Here is a 16,364-nt window from a genome sequence, read left to right on the forward strand (position 1 = left end):
CGCGACCCGGCTCAGCCCGCCACGCCCCCCGCATCCAACCCCGCCAACACCAACCCCAACCGCTCCGAACCCCCCGCCACCACCCGCACCGGCACACCCCAGTCCTGCTGGTGGACATGGCACGCGGGGTACTCAACCCCCTCCGCGTCGTCGCAGCTCGCCGCCATCGCCGATACGTGCAGCACACCCTCCGCCGCACCGTCGGCCAGCACCAGATCCCGGTGCAGATCGGTCCCCTGCCCTCCGCCGGACGCCAGCAGCTCCGGCGGGGTGGAGCTCACCAGCAGCCGCGTCGCAGGCCCGTACCGCTCATCGAGCTTCTGCCCCTCCGGGGCCTGGAAGACGACATCCAGCCGCAGCCGCCCCGGCGCGACCTCCGTCGCCTCCCGCTGCGTCCGGTGCGCGACCCCGGCCACCCGCACCGCCTCCTCCGGCAGCCGCAACCGCGTCAGCCGATGCCGCGCCGACTCGACCACAACCACGTCGGCACCTGCCGCAACCCCGTCGGTGCCGGCCGCAACCCCGTCGGCGCCATCCGCACCATCCGCAGCCACCGCAGCCACCACGACCGCATCCGACGGCTCCCGCAGATCAGTGGCCAGCGTCGTCACCTCCCCCGTCGCCGGGTCATAGCGCCGGAGGGCGTGGTTGTACGTATCCGAGATCGCCACCGATCCGTCCGGCAGCGCGGTAACGCCCAACGGATGCTGCAGCAGCGCCTGTTCAGCCGCCCCGTCCCGATGCCCGAAGTCGAAGAGCCCTGTGCCCACCGCCGTGTGCACCACACCCTCCGCGTCCAGCCAACGCAGCGCCGAGGTCTCCGAGTCCGCGATCCACAGCCGGTCCGCGGTCGCCGCGAGCCCCGACGGCTGGGCGAACCACGCCTCCGCCGCAGGACCGTCGACCAGGCCCTCGTTCGTCGTCCCCGCCGCGGCCGCCACCTCGCCCGACTCCACATCGAGCGTCCACAACTGATGCACCCCCGCCATCGCGATCCACAGCCGGTCCCCGAACCACGCCACATCCCACGGCGACGACAGGTCCACCTCCAGCCCACGGCCCGACACCGCCGACCCCTGCCACCACTGCCGCCCCGTCCCCGCCAGCGTCGTCACCTCGCCGCCGCCCAGGTCCAGGGCCCGTACGGCGTGATTCACCGTGTCCGCCACCGCCACCCGCCCGTCGGGAAGCAGCGCCAGGCCCTGCGGCTCGTTGAAGGCCGGCTCACGCCCGTCCACCAGCCCGCGCGCCCCCGACCCGATCCGGCGCACCACCGTCTCGCCGTCCCCCGCCAGCTCCACCAGCTGATGCCGCGTGGTGTCCGAGACCAGGAAGCCGCCTCCCGGCAGCCCCAGCACCTTCCCCGGGAAGCGCAGATCCGTGGCCTGCGGCTCCGGCGGTACGTACGGACCGTCACCCCGCCGCAGCGTGCCCTTCGCCGCGTGCTCCGCCTCCAGCTCCGAAACCAGCGCGGCGACCGCATGCGCATGCCCCTCGCCCGCATGCTGCGCGACGACATACCCCTCCGGGTCGATCACCACGAGCGTCGGCCAGGCCCGCACCGCGTACTGCTTCCACGTCGCCAGCTCCGGATCATCCAGCACCGGGTGCTCCACCCCGTACCGCTCGACCGCATCCACCACCGCCGCATGCTCGGCCTCGTGCACGAACTTCGGCGAGTGCACCCCGATGATCACGACGGTGTCGCGGTGCTTCTCCTCCAGCTCGCGCAGCTCGTCGAGGACGTGCAGACAGTTAATGCAGCAAAATGTCCAAAAATCCAGGATCACGACGCGACCGCGCAGGTCAGCGAGGGAGAGCTGCTTACCACCGGTGTTGAGCCATCCGCCCTTGCCGACGAGCTCGGGGGCGCGGACACGTGCACGTACTGCCATACCCCCCATGAAACCCGACCGGGTCCCTAAGAGGTAAATCTCGGCAGCAGACCTCAGAGGTAGATCCCCTCCACCTCATGCAGCTCGAACCAGATCGCCTTCCCCTCCCCCCGAGGCTCCACCCCCCACGTCCCCGCCAGCTCCTCCATCAGCAGCACGCCCCGCCCCGACGACGCCATCTCCCCGGGATGCCGCCGGTGCGGCAGCTCGTCGTCGCCGTCCGCCACCACGACCCGCAGCGTCCGCCGGCCGAGCGGGCCCGCCACCGTCGCCGTTACGGAGGCGTCGGCCTCGGTGTGGATGAGGACGTTCGCGATCAGCTCCGACAGCACCAGCTCCGCCGCGTCCACCTGCTCCCGCGCCGCCCAGTCGTGCAGCACCTCGCGGAGCTCCTTCCGGGCGTCGGAGACCCGCTGCTGCTCCGATTGGGTGACGACGAGACGCATATGGCGCTGGACCCGCGACGGGTGGTGCACCCCGCCGCCCTCGCGGCGGATGAGGATCAGCGCGATGTCGTCCTCGCGGCGCTCGGCGTGCGGGCCGGGGGTGGCGTGGGCGCTGGGGCCCGTAACGCCCTCGATCAGGGCGTCCGCGAGGGACTGCAGGTCGTCGCTCGGGTGCTCGGCGAAGATCGTGTGCAGCCGGTCGCGGCCGGTCTCCAGGTCGTGGCCGCCGGTCTCGATGAGGCCGTCGGTGCACAGGAGCATCGTCTCGCCGGGGGCCAGCGCCAGCTCGGTGACGGGGTAGTCCGTATCCGGCTCGATGCCCAGGGGCAGGCCGCCCTCCGTGGGGCGTACGACCATGGTGCCGTCGCCGAGCCCCATCGCCGGGTCGAAGTGCCCGGCGCGGGCGATGGCGAGGGTGCCGGTCTCGGGGTCGGCCTCCATGTAGAGGCAGGTGGCGAAGCGGGGGTCGAGGTCGGCGGAGTCCGGGTCGAGGCCGTCGGCGGAGGTGTCCTGCTCATTGAGGGCGTGCAGGAAGCGGGAGGCGCGGGAGAGGACCGCGTCCGGGTGGTGGCCCTCGGAGGCGTACGCGCGCACCGCGATCCGCAGCTGGCCCATCAGCCCGGCGGCCCGTACGTCGTGGCCCTGCACATCGCCGATGACCAGGGCGGTACGGCCCGAGGGCAGCGCGATCACGTCGTACCAGTCGCCGCCGATCTCCAGACCGCCGCCGGTCGGCACGTACCGCGCGGCCACCGTCATCCCCGCGATGTCGGCCGGCACCGCGGGCATCATCGAGCGCTGCAGCCCGGCCGACAGCGCCCGCTCGGACTCCTGCGCATGGGCCCGGGAGAGCGCCTGGGCGAGCATCCGGGCGACCGTCGTGAGCACCGAGCGCTCGTCCGGGGTGAAGGGCGCCGAGTGGGAGAAGGCCGCCATCCAGGCGCCGGTGGTGCGGCCGCCGACGACCAGCGGCAGATACGCCCACGACCTGCGGCCGAGCCGCCCGGCCAGGGGCCAGGCGCCGGGATAGCGGAGCTTGTACTCCTCCGGGCTGGGAATGTAGATCGCCCGCCCGGTGCGGATGGCGACGGCGGCCGGATAGTCGGAGTCCAGCGCGATGCTCTTGAACGGGGCCTCGTCCTGCTCGCGATAGCCGTGATAGCCGGTCACGCTCAGATGGCCGGCCTCGACGCCGAAGACCGCCATGCCGTCCGGCGAGAACCCCGGCATGGCCAGCGACGCCGCCACCCGCAGCACCGCGTCGGTGGACTCCGCCTCGGCCAGCGCCCGCCCGGCGTCCAGCAGAAACGCCTCCCGGGACAGCCGCCAGTCGCTGGTCAGCGGCGACGGCGGCGAGGTGCCCGCGCTGGCCCCGGGCAGCGGCTCCACCAGCTCCTGCACCGTGCCGACCAGCACCGCCTGCTCATGCGGTACGGCCCGGTCGTCGGGCCCGAAGGGCCGCATCCGGCTGCGTACGACCCGCTGCACCTCCCCGCGCTCGTCGACGATCCGCACCCGCGCCTCGGCGAGCGTGCCCTCGGCCGCCGCCAGGCCCATGACGCCCTTGAGCTCGACGTAGTCGATGACGTGGAAACGGGCGCGCACCACCGCCGACGAGGTCGTCGTCGGCTGCGGCGGCAGGCCGATCAGGCGGGCCGCCTCGGCGTCCATCCGGACCTCGCCGGAGTCCATGTCCCATACCCAGACGCCGGTGCCGACGGCTGTGAGGACCTCATCGGTGCGCACCTCGCCATTTTATGGGGCAATACACTGATTGACCTGATTCATCCGAATCGGGGTGCGGGCCCCGGCGCGGTAGCCTTAACGGCTGACGACTCCCCTCCCGATGCCCTCTCGATGAAGAAGTGGATGAATGATGCACCGGTACCGGTCCCACAGCTGCGGTGAGCTGCGCTCCAGCGACGTCGGCACCGACGTCCGCCTGTCCGGGTGGCTGCACAATCGCCGCGATCTGGGCGGCATCCTCTTCATCGACCTGCGCGACCACTACGGCATCACGCAGCTCGTGGCCCGCCCGGGCACCGCGGCCCAGGCCGCGCTGGACAAGCTGACCAAGGAGACCGTCGTACGGATCGACGGCAAGGTCGTCTCCCGCGGCACCGAGAACGTGAACGCCGACCTGCCCACCGGCGAGGTCGAGGTCGAGGTCGCCGAGGTCGAGGTGCTGGGCGGCGCCGAGCAGATCCCCTTCACGATCAACGCCGAGGACGGGGTCAACGAGGAGAAGCGCCTCGAGTACCGCTTCCTCGACCTCCGCCGCGAGCGCATGCACCGCAACATCATGCTGCGCGGCCAGGTCATCAGCTCCATCCGGCAGAAGATGACCGCCCTCGGCTTCAACGAGCTGGCCACCCCGATCCTGTCGGCGACCTCCCCCGAGGGCGCCCGCGACTTCCTGGTGCCGTCCCGCCTGCACGCCGGCAAGTTCTACGCGCTGCCGCAGGCCCCGCAGCAGTTCAAGCAGCTGCTGATGATCGCCGGCTTCGACCGCTACTTCCAGATCGCCCCCTGCTTCCGCGACGAGGACGCCCGCGCGGACCGCTCGCCGGGCGAGTTCTACCAGCTCGACATGGAGATGTCCTTCGTCGAGCAGGAGGACGTCTTCGAGGTCATCGAGAAGGTCATGACCGACCTCTTCGAGGAGTTCGGCAATGGCCGCCATGTGACCTCGCCGTTCCCGCGGATCCCGTTCCGCGAGGCGATGGAGAAGTACGGCTCGGACAAGCCGGACCTGCGCGCCGCGCTGGAGCTGGTGGACATCTCGGATGTCTTCGCGGGCTCCGAGTTCAAGGCCTTCGCGGGCAAGCACGTACGGGCGCTGGCCGTGCCCGCCGTCCAGGACCAGCCGCGCAAGTTCTTCGACGGCCTCGGCGACTATGCCCAGGAGCAGGGCGCCAAGGGCCTGGCCTGGGTCCGGGTCGGTGAGGACGGCGGGCTTACGGGCCCGATCGCCAAGTTCCTCACCGAGGAGAACGTGAAGGTGCTCACCGAGCGCCTCGGCATCGAGGCCGGGCACGCGGTCTTCTTCGGCGCGGGCGAGTACGACGAGGTCTCCAAGATCATGGGCGCGGTCCGGGTCGAGGCCGCGAAGCGCGCCGGCCAGTTCGAGGAGAACGTCTTCCGCTTCTGCTGGATCGTCGACTTCCCGATGTTCGAGAAGAACGAGGACACCGGCGAGATCGAGTTCTCCCACAACCCGTTCTCCATGCCGCAGGGCGGCCTGGAGGCGCTGAACACCAAGGACCCCCTGGACGTCCTGGCCTGGCAGTACGACATCGTCTGCAACGGCACCGAGCTGTCCTCGGGCGCGATCCGTAACCACGAGCCCGACATCATGTACCGCGCCTTCGAGATCGCGGGCTATGACAAGGACGCCGTGGAGACCGAGTTCGGCGGCATGCTGAAGGCGTTCAAGTTCGGCGCCCCGCCGCACGGCGGCATCGCCCCGGGCGTCGACCGCATCGTGATGCTGCTCGCCGACGAGCCGAACATCCGCGAGACCATCGCCTTCCCGCTCAACGGCAACGCCCAGGACCTGATGATGGGCGCCCCGAGCGAGGTCGAGGAGGCCCGGCTGCGCGAGCTGCACCTGTCGGTACGGAAGCCGCAGCCGAAGTAGTACGGGGCGAACAATTCGCGCGGCAGTCCTATTAATGGGGCCTATTGTGTGCTTTCCGCGGCGACAGACCCGTGGATAGTGGTATTTCCGTTTCCTGATCCTGTTCTCTTCCTTCGGCAAGCCCTGTGGCAAATCGGTGGAAGACGGGACGGGAATGTTCGGACGACGAAGTCGCCTGCGTGGCGCGGGCTCTCTGGTGGGTGCGGCTGTCGTAGCTGCCCAGGTGGTGAGCGGAGTCGCGGTCGCGGCACCTGAGGGTGACGCGGCCGCACCGGAGACTGCCGCGCAGGCCGCGCCGAAGGAGCTGTTTCTCGAGGACTTCGAGAACGGCGCCGACGCGACGCCGGTCATGCTCGATGCGTACACCGGCAAGGACGGCACGACGTACACGGCCGAGGCGGGATGGATGACGGGCTGCAACGGCTCCATCATCCAGTTCGACTCGCCGGCCAGCGCGGGCGGGGCGGCGGGATGCGGCAGCACCAGCTGGCCCCCGGTGCGCCGGCTGCCGCATGCGCTGGGCCAGGTCGCCGGCACGGCACCCACCACCAATCACGCGGTGACCGCCTACACGGAAAACGACCCTGGGGCGGACAACGTTCAGTTCGCTACGGCGGATCCCATCGCGCTGGATGTCAGCAAGCGTTTCCTCACTTTCGGCGTCGACGCCGCCGCAATGAACTGCGGGGTCTCGGGGCCGCTGTTCAAGTTCTCCATCATCGACGGGAGCATTTCCACGCCCGTCGGTGAGATCGACCCCTGCACCGATCCCGCGGCGCAGACGTACTCGGTCCCGCCGCCGCCCGGAGCGAGCGGCAATATGAACGTGCTGGCGGGCACGTTCACCGCCAAGTCGTCCATCCTGTTCAGCGGCAGCGACGTCGGCATCGAGATGGTCAACGGCAACGGCTCGGGCCGCGGCAACGACGCCGCGTTCGACAACATCCGCATCCTTGATGTGACGCCGCAGCTGAGCAAGGACTTCAGCCCGGCCAGCACGGCCGCGGGCAAGAACTCGACGATGACCTTCACGATCACCAACACCGACGAGCTCGGCTCGAAGAACGGCTGGGAGTTCAAGGACGCTCTGCCGTCCGGGCTGACCCTGGCCGGGGCCGCGACCACGGACTGCTCCGGTGGCACGGTGACCGGTGGCGAGGGCGACACCGAGATCTCCGTCAAGGGCAACCTCGACGAGGGCCAGGAGTCGTGCAAGGTGACGGCGCCGGTCACCACGGACGAGGCGGGTACGTACACCAACAAGGGCTCCGGCGTGGACACGACCGGGCTCGACAGCCCGTCCGACGCCGACGTGGAGTTCACGCCGTCCGCGGACCTGGTGGCGGAGAAGGAGGCGACGACCACCGAGCCGGTCTCGCCGGGTGAGACCTTCGAGTACAAGGTCACCGCCGAGAACAAGGGCCCGTCCGAGGCCGAGGACGTGAAGGTCGAGGACACCCTCCCCGACGGGCTGACCTTCGTCTCCTCGTCCGACGGCTGCACCGCGTCCGGCCAGGACGTGACCTGCGGTCCGGAGGCGACGCTGGCGTCCGGCGCCAAGAAGGAGTGGGTCTTCAAGGTCAAGCTGGACCCGGACTACACCGGCGACGGCTCGGACCTGCAGAACACCGCCACGGCGTCATCGAGCACCGACGACCCGGACCCGGACAACAACGAGAGCGACCCGGCGGACCCGCCCGGCGGCAAGATCGACGACCCGAAGGCGGACCTGTCGTCGGACAAGACCGTGGTGACGCCCGGCCCCGTCAGTCCGGGCGGCAAGGTCGAGTACCAGGTCACGGTGAAGAACGCCGGCCCGTCGACGGCCAAGAACGTCCGCGCCACCGACACCCTGCCGGCCGGCCTGGAGTTCGCGTCGTCCGATGACTGCACCGCCTCCGGCCAGGACCTCGTCTGCGGCCCCGAGGACTCCCTCGCCCCGGGCGACAAGGTCGCCTTCACCTACACGGTGAAGGTCGCCGACGACTACAAGGGCGACGGCTCGGACCTGGGCAACAAGGCCACGTCCGGTTCGGACACCGATGACCCGAACCCCGGCAACGACACCAGTGACCCGGTCTACCCGCCGATGGGCCAGGCCGACCTGGCGATCACCAAGAAGGCCGACGTGAGCGGCAAGGTCCGCCCCGGTGAGCCTTACGACTATGTGATCACGGTGCGCAACGACGGCCCCGACGACGCGCACCACGTCGAGGTCACCGACTCGCTGCCGGGCCCGGTCGGCTTCATCTCGTCGTCCGACGGCTGCACCGCCAACGGCCAGCTGGTCACCTGCCCGATGGAGGACGAGCTCGCCGCGGGTAAGTCCAAGACGTACCGGATCACAGTCATGGTCCGTCCCGGCTACGAAGGCAACGGCTCGGACATCGACAACCGGGCGAGCGTCGACGGCGGCAGCTACGACCCGGACGAGGGCAACAACACCAGCCCGTCGGGCGGCGCCCCGATCGTCGTGGACCCGTGCGACAAGGACAAGGGCTGCAAGTAGTACGCACATGAGTGAGCCCGGGCCCCGCGGGGCCCGGGCTCACTCATGTGCTCAGCGCTCTTCGAGCCTGGGGAAGAGGATCGCGCCCTTGGTGACCGAAGCGCCCGCGGGCAGCTTCCCCCACTCGCCCGCCACAGCGACCTTCTGGTCCGCCAGCGCGCCCAGCGACGCCTCCGCGCCCAGCGACGCCCACAGCTTCTCGCAGGTCGCGGGCATGACGGCGTTGAGCAGCACCGCGCAGCCCCGCAGCGCCTCCGCCGCGGTGTAGAGGATGGTCGCCAGGCGGGCCTGGCCCTCCTCCGACTGGTCCTTCGCGACCTTCCAGGGCTCCTGCTCGGTCAGGTAGCCGTTCACCTGCTTGATGAACTCGAAGATCGCCGCGATGCCGCCCGCGAAGTCCAGCTCCTCACCGATCTTCGTGTCGGCTTCTCGTACGGCTGTCGCCAGCCCGTCCGCGATCGCCTGCTCGGCCTCGCCGTGCGAGACGGCCTCCGGCAGCGTGCCGCCGAAGTACTTCACGGTCATCGCGCCGACCCGGGAAGCGAGATTCCCGAAGTCGTTGGCGAGCTCTGCCGTGTACCGGTGGGTGAAGTCCTCCCACGAGAAGGACCCGTCCTGGCCGTACGAGATCGCGCGCAGGAAGTACCAGCGGTACGCGTCCACGCCGAAGTGCTCGGTCAGGTCCTGCGGCTTGATGCCGGTCAGGTTGGACTTCGACATCTTCTCGCCGCCGACCATCAGCCAGCCGTTGGCGAAGACCTTCTTCGGCAGCGGGAGGCCGTTCGCCATCAGCATCGCCGGCCAGATGACGGTGTGGAAGCGGAGGATGTCCTTGCCGACCAGGTGCACGTCGGCCGGGAAGGTCTCGTCGAACTTCGCCTGGTCGGCGCCGTAGCCGACGGCGGTGGCGTAGTTCAGCAGCGCGTCGATCCAGACGTAGATGACGTGCTTCTCGTCCCAGGGGACCCTGACTCCCCAGTCGAAGGTCGAGCGCGAGATGGACAGGTCCTGCAGCCCGCCGCGCACCACATTCAGGACTTCATTACGGGCCGACTCCGGCTGGATGAAGCCGGGGTTGGCCTCGTAGAAGTCGAGGAGCTTCGGGCCGTACTCGGAGAGCTTGAAGAAGTAGTTCTCCTCCTTGAGCATCTCCACGGGCTTCTTGTGGATGGGGCAGAGCTTCTGCCCCTCGTACTCGCCCTCGCCGTCGAGCAGATCGCCCGGCGACTTGTACTCCTCGCACCCGACGCAGTACGGACCTTCGTACTCGCCCTGGTAGATCTCGCCCTTGTCGTAAAGATCCTGGACGAACTCCTGCACGCGGGCCGTGTGCCGGTCCTCCGTCGTGCGGATGAAGTCGTCGTTCGCGATCTCCAGGTGCTCCCAGAGGGGCTTCCAGGCCTCCTCGACGAGCTTGTCGCACCAGTCCTGGGGGGAGACCCCGTTGGCCTGGGCGGTGCGCATGATCTTCTGACCGTGCTCGTCCGTGCCGGTGAGGTACCACACCTTCTCGCCGCGCTGGCGGTGCCAGCGGGTGAGCACGTCGCCTGCGACGGTCGTATAGGCGTGGCCCAGGTGGGGAGCGTCGTTCACGTAATAAATGGGGGTCGTGACGTAGAACGCCTTCGTCCCCTTCTGCTCTTCTCCAGTGGCCGCCATGGTCGAAATCCTACTGGCCCGGGGACACCGCTATCGACCGGTTACTGAGCGTGAGACGGGAGTGTGCACGCCGTGTCCAGGCCGAGGACGCGGTTGAGGCGGCCGAAGGCGAGCCAGGAGCCGAGGCACATGGTCAGCTCGGTGAGCTCGCGCTGGTCGTAGTGGGCGGTGAGGCGGTCCCAGAAGTCCTCGTCGCCGTCGAGGCCGTGGTGGTCGGTGACGAAGCGCTCGGCGTATTCGGCGGCCAGGCGGGTGCGGTCGTCGAAGGCGTCCGTCTTACGCCACTGGGTCACCGCCTCGGCGAATCCGTCCTCGACCTTCTTGCCCTCCCGCTCGGTGCGCCAGTCCAGGCAGAAGGCGCAGCCGTTGAGCTGCGCGACCCGCAGCCGGGCGGCCTCGAATTCGCGCAGGCCGAGGGTGGTGTGCTCGTACACGGCGAGGGAGAGGTGGGCGGCGGCTGGGCCGATGCCGGGGACGAGCTCGCCCCAGACGTAGCCGATGGGGTCCTTGCCGGGGGGTACGTCGACGCGCATCACTTGCCTCCGGGTGTGCCGGCGGACTTGCCTCCGAGCCTGCCGGCGGCCGCGCGGAGCGGGACGTCGAGGGCGTCGTACAGGCCGGGCTTGCTGTCGGCCAGCCAGTCGATGGCGTTGACCAGGCGGCCGACGGCGGTGGCGTTGCCGCCCGCGGAGCGGTTGCCGCCTTCGTCCTCGGCCTCGACCGTGACCTCGATACGGGGCCGGCCCTCGACGATCACGCGGTGCGAGCCGATGCCGTCGGGCGGCTGCGGCCAGTCCGGGGCGGCGGACGGGTGGATGCGGGTGACGTGCTCGACGACGATGAGCGGCTCGCCGCCGACGATGCCGCGGAGCTCGAAGCGGACCGCGCCCTGGGTGCCGGCGGCGAAGTCGCCCATCTGCTCGGTACTGACATCGGCGGCGAGCGGCTGCCGCTCGACATGCTCCTGGATCTCGGGGTCGAGCTCCGCGCCGAGGGCCCGCGCGAGCAGCCGCACCTGGCCGCCCCACACCATGGTGGGGATGCCCGGGGCCAGCATGAGCGGCTCGTAATCCATGGGATGCCCCATGCCGATCAGGTCGCGGACGGCGTCCGGCTGGTCGTACGAGGAGTAGTCGAAGATCTCCTGGCAGCGGACGGCGTCGATACGGCTGCCCAGCCCGGTGATCATCAGCGGCAGCACGTCATTGGCCCACCCCGGGTCGACCCCGGAGACGAAGAGCGATCCGCCACCCTCGGCGATGGCCGCCTCGACGGGGTCGCGGAACTCGGGCGGGGCGCTCGGCGGGTCGTAGAGCGCGTAGAGGGAGGGGGTGACGACGACGGCGCCGGCCCGGATGGCGCGGACGATGTCGGCGAGCGCCTCGTCGGGGCGCAGGTCGCCGGAGCTCGCGTAGACGACGGCGCGCGGGCCTGCCGCCAGCGTGGCCTCGACGTCAGTGGTCGCGGCGACCCCGAGGTGCTGATCGAGCCCGGCCAGCTCACCGGCGTCGCGGCCGGCCTTGGCGGGGTTGTTGACGACGACAGCGGAGAGCTCCAGCGCGGGATGGGCCACCACGGCCCGTATCGCCGCGCGACCGACATTTCCGGTACCCCAGACAACCGTGGACAGCATGGGCGGAGAGTAGCGGGGCAGGGCGGAGGTTCCCAGAGGTGTGCTGACGGTTCGTCAGACAGTTTTCGGATACGGGTGCCAGCTCGTGGTCCGGACCGTGAAGCCCATGGGCTCCGGGAAGGTGAGCGGCTGCCCGAAGATGCCCTTGGCGGTCTCGACGTAGACGCGGCCCTCCAACTGCAGCACGTGCCAGGTGGCGTCGTTCGGGTCGACGATGAGGTAGACGGGGATGCCGACCTCGGCGTACCGAGCGCGCTTGTCCTCCCAGTCACGCTTGATGGCCGTGCGAGTAGTAGAGACGACCTCGACAACCGCCAGCACGATTCCGGCTGGCCAGTCCGCGTCCGCGTCGTCTGCGGGGCGGTCCTCGCTCCGGATGATCACGATGTCCGGGCGGGGACGGTCGTCATCGGCCAACAGCAGCCCGCGCTCGTACCAGGCCTCGAATGGGTCCGGGGTATGCCGCACCAGGCTGCGTCCGGGGAGGTCGTGCACATGGCCCGGGTTGGCCTGTATGACGAACTCGCCGTCGAGCAGCTCCACCCGCATGCCATCGGGCACCTCGAGATCGTGCCAGCGTCGCAACAGCGCGTTCGTCTTGTCCATGCACCCAGGATAGGCGTGATCACCCACACGAGTAGCAGCTCCCGGACGCGCGCCACGGGCGCTGGCGGCAGCGGCATGCTGGCAGCCGCAGCGCAGAAGGGGTGCACCATGGCGGATCGCACGTCCACGCCTCCGGCCGGGGCGAAGGTGGAGGAATTCGAGGACATCGCTCGTTATGCGGCCAAGGCTTCCGACGCCGTCAGGTTTGAGTTCATCGGTGGCCGGATCACGGAAATGCGCATGCGTGACGGCAGCCACAACACCACCGTCGTATGGCTGATCAAGCACTTCATGCAGGCCCGCCCAGAGCTGGATCTCTACCCAGGGTTCGGGCTGAAGGCGGGGCGCCACCGGCAGGGACGTGTCTGGCGTCCTGATGACCGTAGAGGTCACCGCTCGCGATCATGGCACCGACCATCAGGGGCAGATGGGGAAGGCGGCTGTCTACGCCGCTACCGGTATCCCGGTCCACCTGCTGATCGACCGGGGCGAGAGCACGGTGACCGTGTTCAGCAATCCGGATGAGCACGCGGCGCGATATCGGGATACGCACACCGGCCGGTTCGGCCAAAGCATTGCGATCCCGGATCCGGTCGGCATCGTCCTCCAGACGGATGAGCCGAAGGACTACGTGCGTTGAGGACCGGGCGCAGTTCGGCGAAATTGCCGCAAATGCACCGCAGTTCACCCCACACCCCAACTTCATAACGCCCCGATAACGGCCTCACCCACTCGCTCGGCGAAGTTCACCTTGCGTTAACCACCGTCACCCCGTGCTGTCCGCCGGGCGGTTCTTCGATAGGCGGAAGGCGGGAGCAACGTCCCGCCGTATCCCCCGAGTCGAGGACTGACGGCCGTGAACGTGCTCCCCTCCCACCCGCGAATCGCGCCCCGCGCCGCGGCAACGGCAGTGGCGCTGCTGGCCGTCGTGGCGTTGGCCGGCTGCGGCAGTGATGACTCGCCGAGCGGGGCCGAAGAGGCCGCGGCCGCAGCGGCGCCCGGTGATGGCGAGCCGCCTGCCGGGGGCGTCAAGGTCGACGGGTCGACCACCGTCGCGCCGCTCACCGAGGCCGCGAGGAAGCTGTACGGCAAGGAGCAGGACGGCGGGCGCGTGAAGATTGCCGCCAATGGCACCGGTGCCGGCTTCGAGAGTTTCTGCCGCGGCCGTACGGACATCTCCGACGCCTCCCGCCCGATCAAGATCGAGGAGAAGGAGTCGTGCGCGACGTGGGAGGTGAAGTTCCACGAGTTCCCCGTCGCCAATGACGCGGTGACCGTGGCCGTGCCGCGCTCCGTCGACTGGATCGACTGCATCTCGGTCAAGAACCTCAAGCGCATCTGGGAGCCCGGCTCGGAGATCAAGCGCTGGAACCAGATCGACCCCGAGCTCCCCGACAAGCCGCTGCACCTCTTCGGCCCGGGCACCGAGCACGGCACCTTCGACTTCTTCACCGAGACGGTCAACGGCGAGGAGAAGGCCTCCCGCGCCGACTACGACATCTCCGACACGGGCGGCGAGATCGCCAAGGGCATCGGCGGCGACAAGGTCGGCCTCGGGTATCTCCCGTACACCTCCTTCGCGGCCCACCGCGACAAGCTCCGCGCCCTCGCTGTCGACTCCGGTGACGGCTGCGTGAGCCCGAATACCAAGACGGTGCAGAACGGGACGTACGCCCCGCTGTCCCGTCCGCTCTTCATCTATACGTCCGACAAGTCGCTGCAGCGCGACGAAGTGCGGCAGTTCGTGGAGTTCTACCTGCGCAACCATGCCGCCGCCGCCAAAGCCGCGCACTACCTGCCGCTCAGCAAGAAGCAGGCCGCCGAGCTGAAGTCCGGGCTCGCGAAGATCGCGAAGACCGCAGAGGCGGAGGACGACTGATGGCCGCCGATCAGCAGGCGATGCAGACCATCGCACCCCGGCCGGTGCTGCCCGCCCAGCGCGCCCCCGGCGACCGGATACTCGTGCTCGCCGACCCCGACGAGCAGATAGCCCACGACCTCGCCGAGCACCTCGCCGGACACCAGATCAAGGTGGTGTTCTGCGCCGACGGCGCCGAGGCGCTGCTGCAGACCGGGCTGCAGGCTCCGGAGGCGGTGCTGGTGAGCGCGAAGCTGCCGCTCGTCCCCGGGCCGCAGGTCGTTGAGGTGGTACGGCGGCGGTGCGCCACGCCCGTCGTCATCGGGGTGGGGCCCGACGACGCCGAGGAGGCGGTGGCGGCGCTGACCGCGGGGGCCAGCGCCTGCGTGGCCCGGCCGTATCGCCCGTACGAAGTGCTGAAGCTGCTCGGTGGCGCCACCCAGGCCGCGGCGGCGCCGGTGGACGCCGAGGTGAGCTCCGGTCCGTACAGCATCAACCCGGCAACCTTCGAGGCGCGGGTGCGGGGGCGGCTTGTGCAGCTGCCGCTGCGGGAGTTCAAGCTGCTGCACCTGCTGGTGGCGAACGCCGAGAAGGTCGTCACCCGCGACCAGATCAGCGCCGAGCTGTGGGGCGCCACCGCACCCAAGTCCAACACCATCGCCGTCCATATACGGCGGCTCCGCGACCGCATCGGCGACGACCCGCACGACCCGGGCGTCATCCTCACGGTCCGCAATGTCGGCTATCGCTTCGTACCGCCGGCGCCTTGAGTAGAACGCAAATAACGGACAGAAGATGCCATGTCGCGACTAACACCCCCGATTCAAAAGATCGTTGGGCCCGGGGCACCGCATGGACGGCGGGAGTTCGCTCCTCGTTCACCTGGGTCAATCGGACGCTTCATCGGCCATCCCTAATTTCGGCCACTGGTACGCACGCCGCCAACGGGTGGCGGCCTCAGGAAGGAACACAGAAAGTGAAGCTGCAGCGCAAGAACCGGCTCCGCGCCGTAACCCTTGGCGCCGTCGCCGTGTCCGGCGCCCTGGTCCTCACGGCGTGCGGCTCGGACGACAACTCGGACAACGGGGGCGACGGCAAGCCCGCCGCCAACGCCGGTGACATCAAGTGCGCCGGCAGCGGGCAGCTGCTCGCCGACGGCTCCTCCGCGCAGAAGAACGCGGTCGAGCAGTGGGCCAAGGACTACTCCGCCGCCTGCTCCGGCGTCACGATCAACTACCCGGGCAACAGCTCCGGCACCGGCATCGAGTCCTTCAACTCCGGCAAGGTCGCCTTCGCCGGCTCCGACTCGCCGCTGAAGCCCGAAGAGGTCGCCGCCTCCAAGAAGGTCTGCAAGGGCGGCCAGGGCATCAACCTGCCGATGGTCGGCGGCCCGATCGCCGTCGTCTTCAACGTCGCGGGCGTCGACGACCTGGTGGTGGACGCCAAGACGCTGACCGCCATCTTCGACGGCAAGATCACCAAGTGGAACGACCCGGCGCTGAAGAAGCTGAACCCCGAGGCCAAGCTCCCGGGCGCCGCGATCCAGCCCTTCCACCGCTCCGACGAGTCCGGCACCACGGACAACTTCACCAAGTACCTGAAGGGCGCGGGCGGCTGGAAGTACGAGCCCGAGAAGAAGTGGCCGAACAAGGTCGGCCAGGGCGCCAACGGCTCCGCCGGTGTCGCCTCCCAGGTGAAGCAGGTCAAGAACTCGATCTCCTACGTCGAGCTCTCCTACGCCACCTCCAACAAGATCCCGACCGCCAAGGTCGACACGGGCGCCTCCGCCCCGGTCGAGGCCACCAGCGAGAACGCCTCCAAGGCGATCGCCGCGGCCAAGGTCGTCGGCACGGCCCCCGACATGGCGATGGAGCTGGACTACACGACCAAGGCCGACGGCGCGTACCCGATCACGCTCCTCACGTACGAGATCGTCTGCGACAAGGGCAACAAGCCGGACACCCTCAAGTCCGTCAAGTCCTTCCTCGGCTACGTCGCCAGTGAGCAGGGCCAGGGCAGCCTGACCGAGCTCGGCTACGCGCCGATGCCCGACGAGGTCATCACCAAGGTCCGCTCGACGCTTGAGTCGATCTCCTGACCTTCCGCTGGAAAGCACCA

The 16,364-nt window shown here is 69.5% G+C and carries 12 protein-coding genes; 6 read left to right on the plus strand and 6 right to left on the minus strand.

From position 1 onward, the window contains the following. Positions 1 to 11: 11 nt before the first annotated feature. Both ACNNMR_RS23515 and ACNNMR_RS23520 read right to left on the minus strand, forming a co-directional pair. Complete coding sequence (locus ACNNMR_RS23515; RefSeq protein ID WP_419996655.1) at positions 12 to 1,895, minus strand: thioredoxin-like domain-containing protein; 1,884 nt, start codon at positions 1,893 to 1,895, stop codon at positions 12 to 14. A gap of 53 nt (positions 1,896 to 1,948) precedes the next feature. Then, positions 1,949 to 4,087 carry a SpoIIE family protein phosphatase gene (locus tag ACNNMR_RS23520; protein ID WP_419996656.1) on the minus strand — a complete coding sequence of 713 codons (2,139 nt, stop codon included), beginning with the start codon at positions 4,085 to 4,087 and terminating at the stop codon, positions 1,949 to 1,951. A gap of 130 nt (positions 4,088 to 4,217) precedes the next feature. Here ACNNMR_RS23520 and aspS point away from each other — a divergent pair, with 130 nt between their 5' ends. Together aspS and ACNNMR_RS23530 are read left to right on the plus strand one after the other, a co-directional pair. After that, the gene (gene aspS, locus ACNNMR_RS23525) at positions 4,218 to 5,981 is read left to right on the plus strand and encodes an aspartate--tRNA ligase (protein WP_420000448.1); all 1,764 of its coding nucleotides are present in this window, start codon (positions 4,218 to 4,220) and stop codon (positions 5,979 to 5,981) included. A 226-nt stretch (positions 5,982 to 6,207) separates the two neighbouring features. Further along, positions 6,208 to 8,490 (plus strand): COG1361 S-layer family protein, encoded by a 2,283-nt coding sequence (locus ACNNMR_RS23530; RefSeq protein WP_419996657.1) that lies wholly within the window; start codon positions 6,208 to 6,210, stop codon positions 8,488 to 8,490. A 51-nt stretch (positions 8,491 to 8,541) separates the two neighbouring features. Here ACNNMR_RS23530 and metG read toward each other — a convergent pair whose 3' ends face one another. Genes metG through ACNNMR_RS23550 form a run of 4 tightly spaced genes read right to left on the minus strand, consistent with a single transcriptional unit; the run spans position 8,542 to position 12,388 of the window. After that, complete coding sequence (metG, locus tag ACNNMR_RS23535) at positions 8,542 to 10,149, minus strand: methionine--tRNA ligase (protein ID WP_419996658.1); 1,608 nt, start codon at positions 10,147 to 10,149, stop codon at positions 8,542 to 8,544. A 41-nt stretch (positions 10,150 to 10,190) separates the two neighbouring features. Continuing rightward, entirely contained in the window at positions 10,191 to 10,682 is a 492-nt protein-coding gene (locus tag ACNNMR_RS23540) for a carboxymuconolactone decarboxylase family protein (RefSeq protein ID WP_419996659.1), read from the minus strand. Then, on the minus strand, positions 10,682 to 11,782 hold the full coding sequence (locus ACNNMR_RS23545) for a dihydrodipicolinate reductase (RefSeq protein WP_419996660.1): 1,101 nt from the start codon (positions 11,780 to 11,782) through the stop codon (positions 10,682 to 10,684). The genes ACNNMR_RS23540 and ACNNMR_RS23545 overlap by 1 nt, the downstream gene beginning before the upstream one ends. 54 nt (positions 11,783 to 11,836) lie before the next feature. Continuing rightward, entirely contained in the window at positions 11,837 to 12,388 is a 552-nt protein-coding gene (locus tag ACNNMR_RS23550; protein ID WP_419996661.1) for a Uma2 family endonuclease, read from the minus strand. A gap of 376 nt (positions 12,389 to 12,764) precedes the next feature. On the opposite strand from ACNNMR_RS23550, the gene ACNNMR_RS23555 reads away from it, so the two are divergent. From ACNNMR_RS23555 to pstS, 4 genes are all read left to right on the plus strand, one after another. Next, entirely contained in the window at positions 12,765 to 13,028 is a 264-nt protein-coding gene (locus ACNNMR_RS23555; RefSeq protein ID WP_419996662.1) for a Uma2 family endonuclease, read from the plus strand. Between the two features lie 216 nt (positions 13,029 to 13,244). Continuing rightward, entirely contained in the window at positions 13,245 to 14,267 is a 1,023-nt protein-coding gene (locus ACNNMR_RS23560) for a PstS family phosphate ABC transporter substrate-binding protein (RefSeq protein WP_419996663.1), read from the plus strand. Then, a complete protein-coding gene (locus ACNNMR_RS23565; RefSeq protein WP_419996664.1) occupies positions 14,267 to 15,016 on the plus strand; it encodes a response regulator transcription factor in 750 nt (249 codons plus the stop codon). Before ACNNMR_RS23560 ends, ACNNMR_RS23565 begins: the two co-directional genes overlap by 1 nt. 206 nt (positions 15,017 to 15,222) lie before the next feature. Continuing rightward, positions 15,223 to 16,344 carry a phosphate ABC transporter substrate-binding protein PstS gene (gene pstS, locus ACNNMR_RS23570; RefSeq protein ID WP_419996665.1) on the plus strand — a complete coding sequence of 374 codons (1,122 nt, stop codon included), beginning with the start codon at positions 15,223 to 15,225 and terminating at the stop codon, positions 16,342 to 16,344. Positions 16,345 to 16,364: the final 20 nt, after the last annotated feature.

Source organism: Streptomyces boninensis (assembly GCF_048572725.1).
Lineage (GTDB): Bacteria > Actinomycetota > Actinomycetes > Streptomycetales > Streptomycetaceae > Streptomyces > Streptomyces boninensis.

Excerpts from the sequence above, each read along its gene's own strand:
- ACNNMR_RS23515 (WP_419996655.1), bottom strand. The coding sequence starts at position 1,895 with ATGGCAGTACGTGCACGTGTCCGCGCCCCCGAGCTCGTCGGCAAGGGC.
- aspS (WP_420000448.1), top strand. The coding sequence starts at position 4,218 with ATGCACCGGTACCGGTCCCACAGCTGCGGTGAGCTGCGCTCCAGCGAC.
- metG (WP_419996658.1), bottom strand. The coding sequence starts at position 10,149 with ATGGCGGCCACTGGAGAAGAGCAGAAGGGGACGAAGGCGTTCTACGTC.
- ACNNMR_RS23540 (WP_419996659.1), bottom strand. The coding sequence starts at position 10,682 with ATGCGCGTCGACGTACCCCCCGGCAAGGACCCCATCGGCTACGTCTGG.
- ACNNMR_RS23545 (WP_419996660.1), bottom strand. The coding sequence starts at position 11,782 with ATGCTGTCCACGGTTGTCTGGGGTACCGGAAATGTCGGTCGCGCGGCG.
- ACNNMR_RS23550 (WP_419996661.1), bottom strand. The coding sequence starts at position 12,388 with ATGGACAAGACGAACGCGCTGTTGCGACGCTGGCACGATCTCGAGGTG.
- ACNNMR_RS23555 (WP_419996662.1), top strand. The coding sequence starts at position 12,765 with ATGACCGTAGAGGTCACCGCTCGCGATCATGGCACCGACCATCAGGGG.
- ACNNMR_RS23565 (WP_419996664.1), top strand. The coding sequence starts at position 14,267 with ATGGCCGCCGATCAGCAGGCGATGCAGACCATCGCACCCCGGCCGGTG.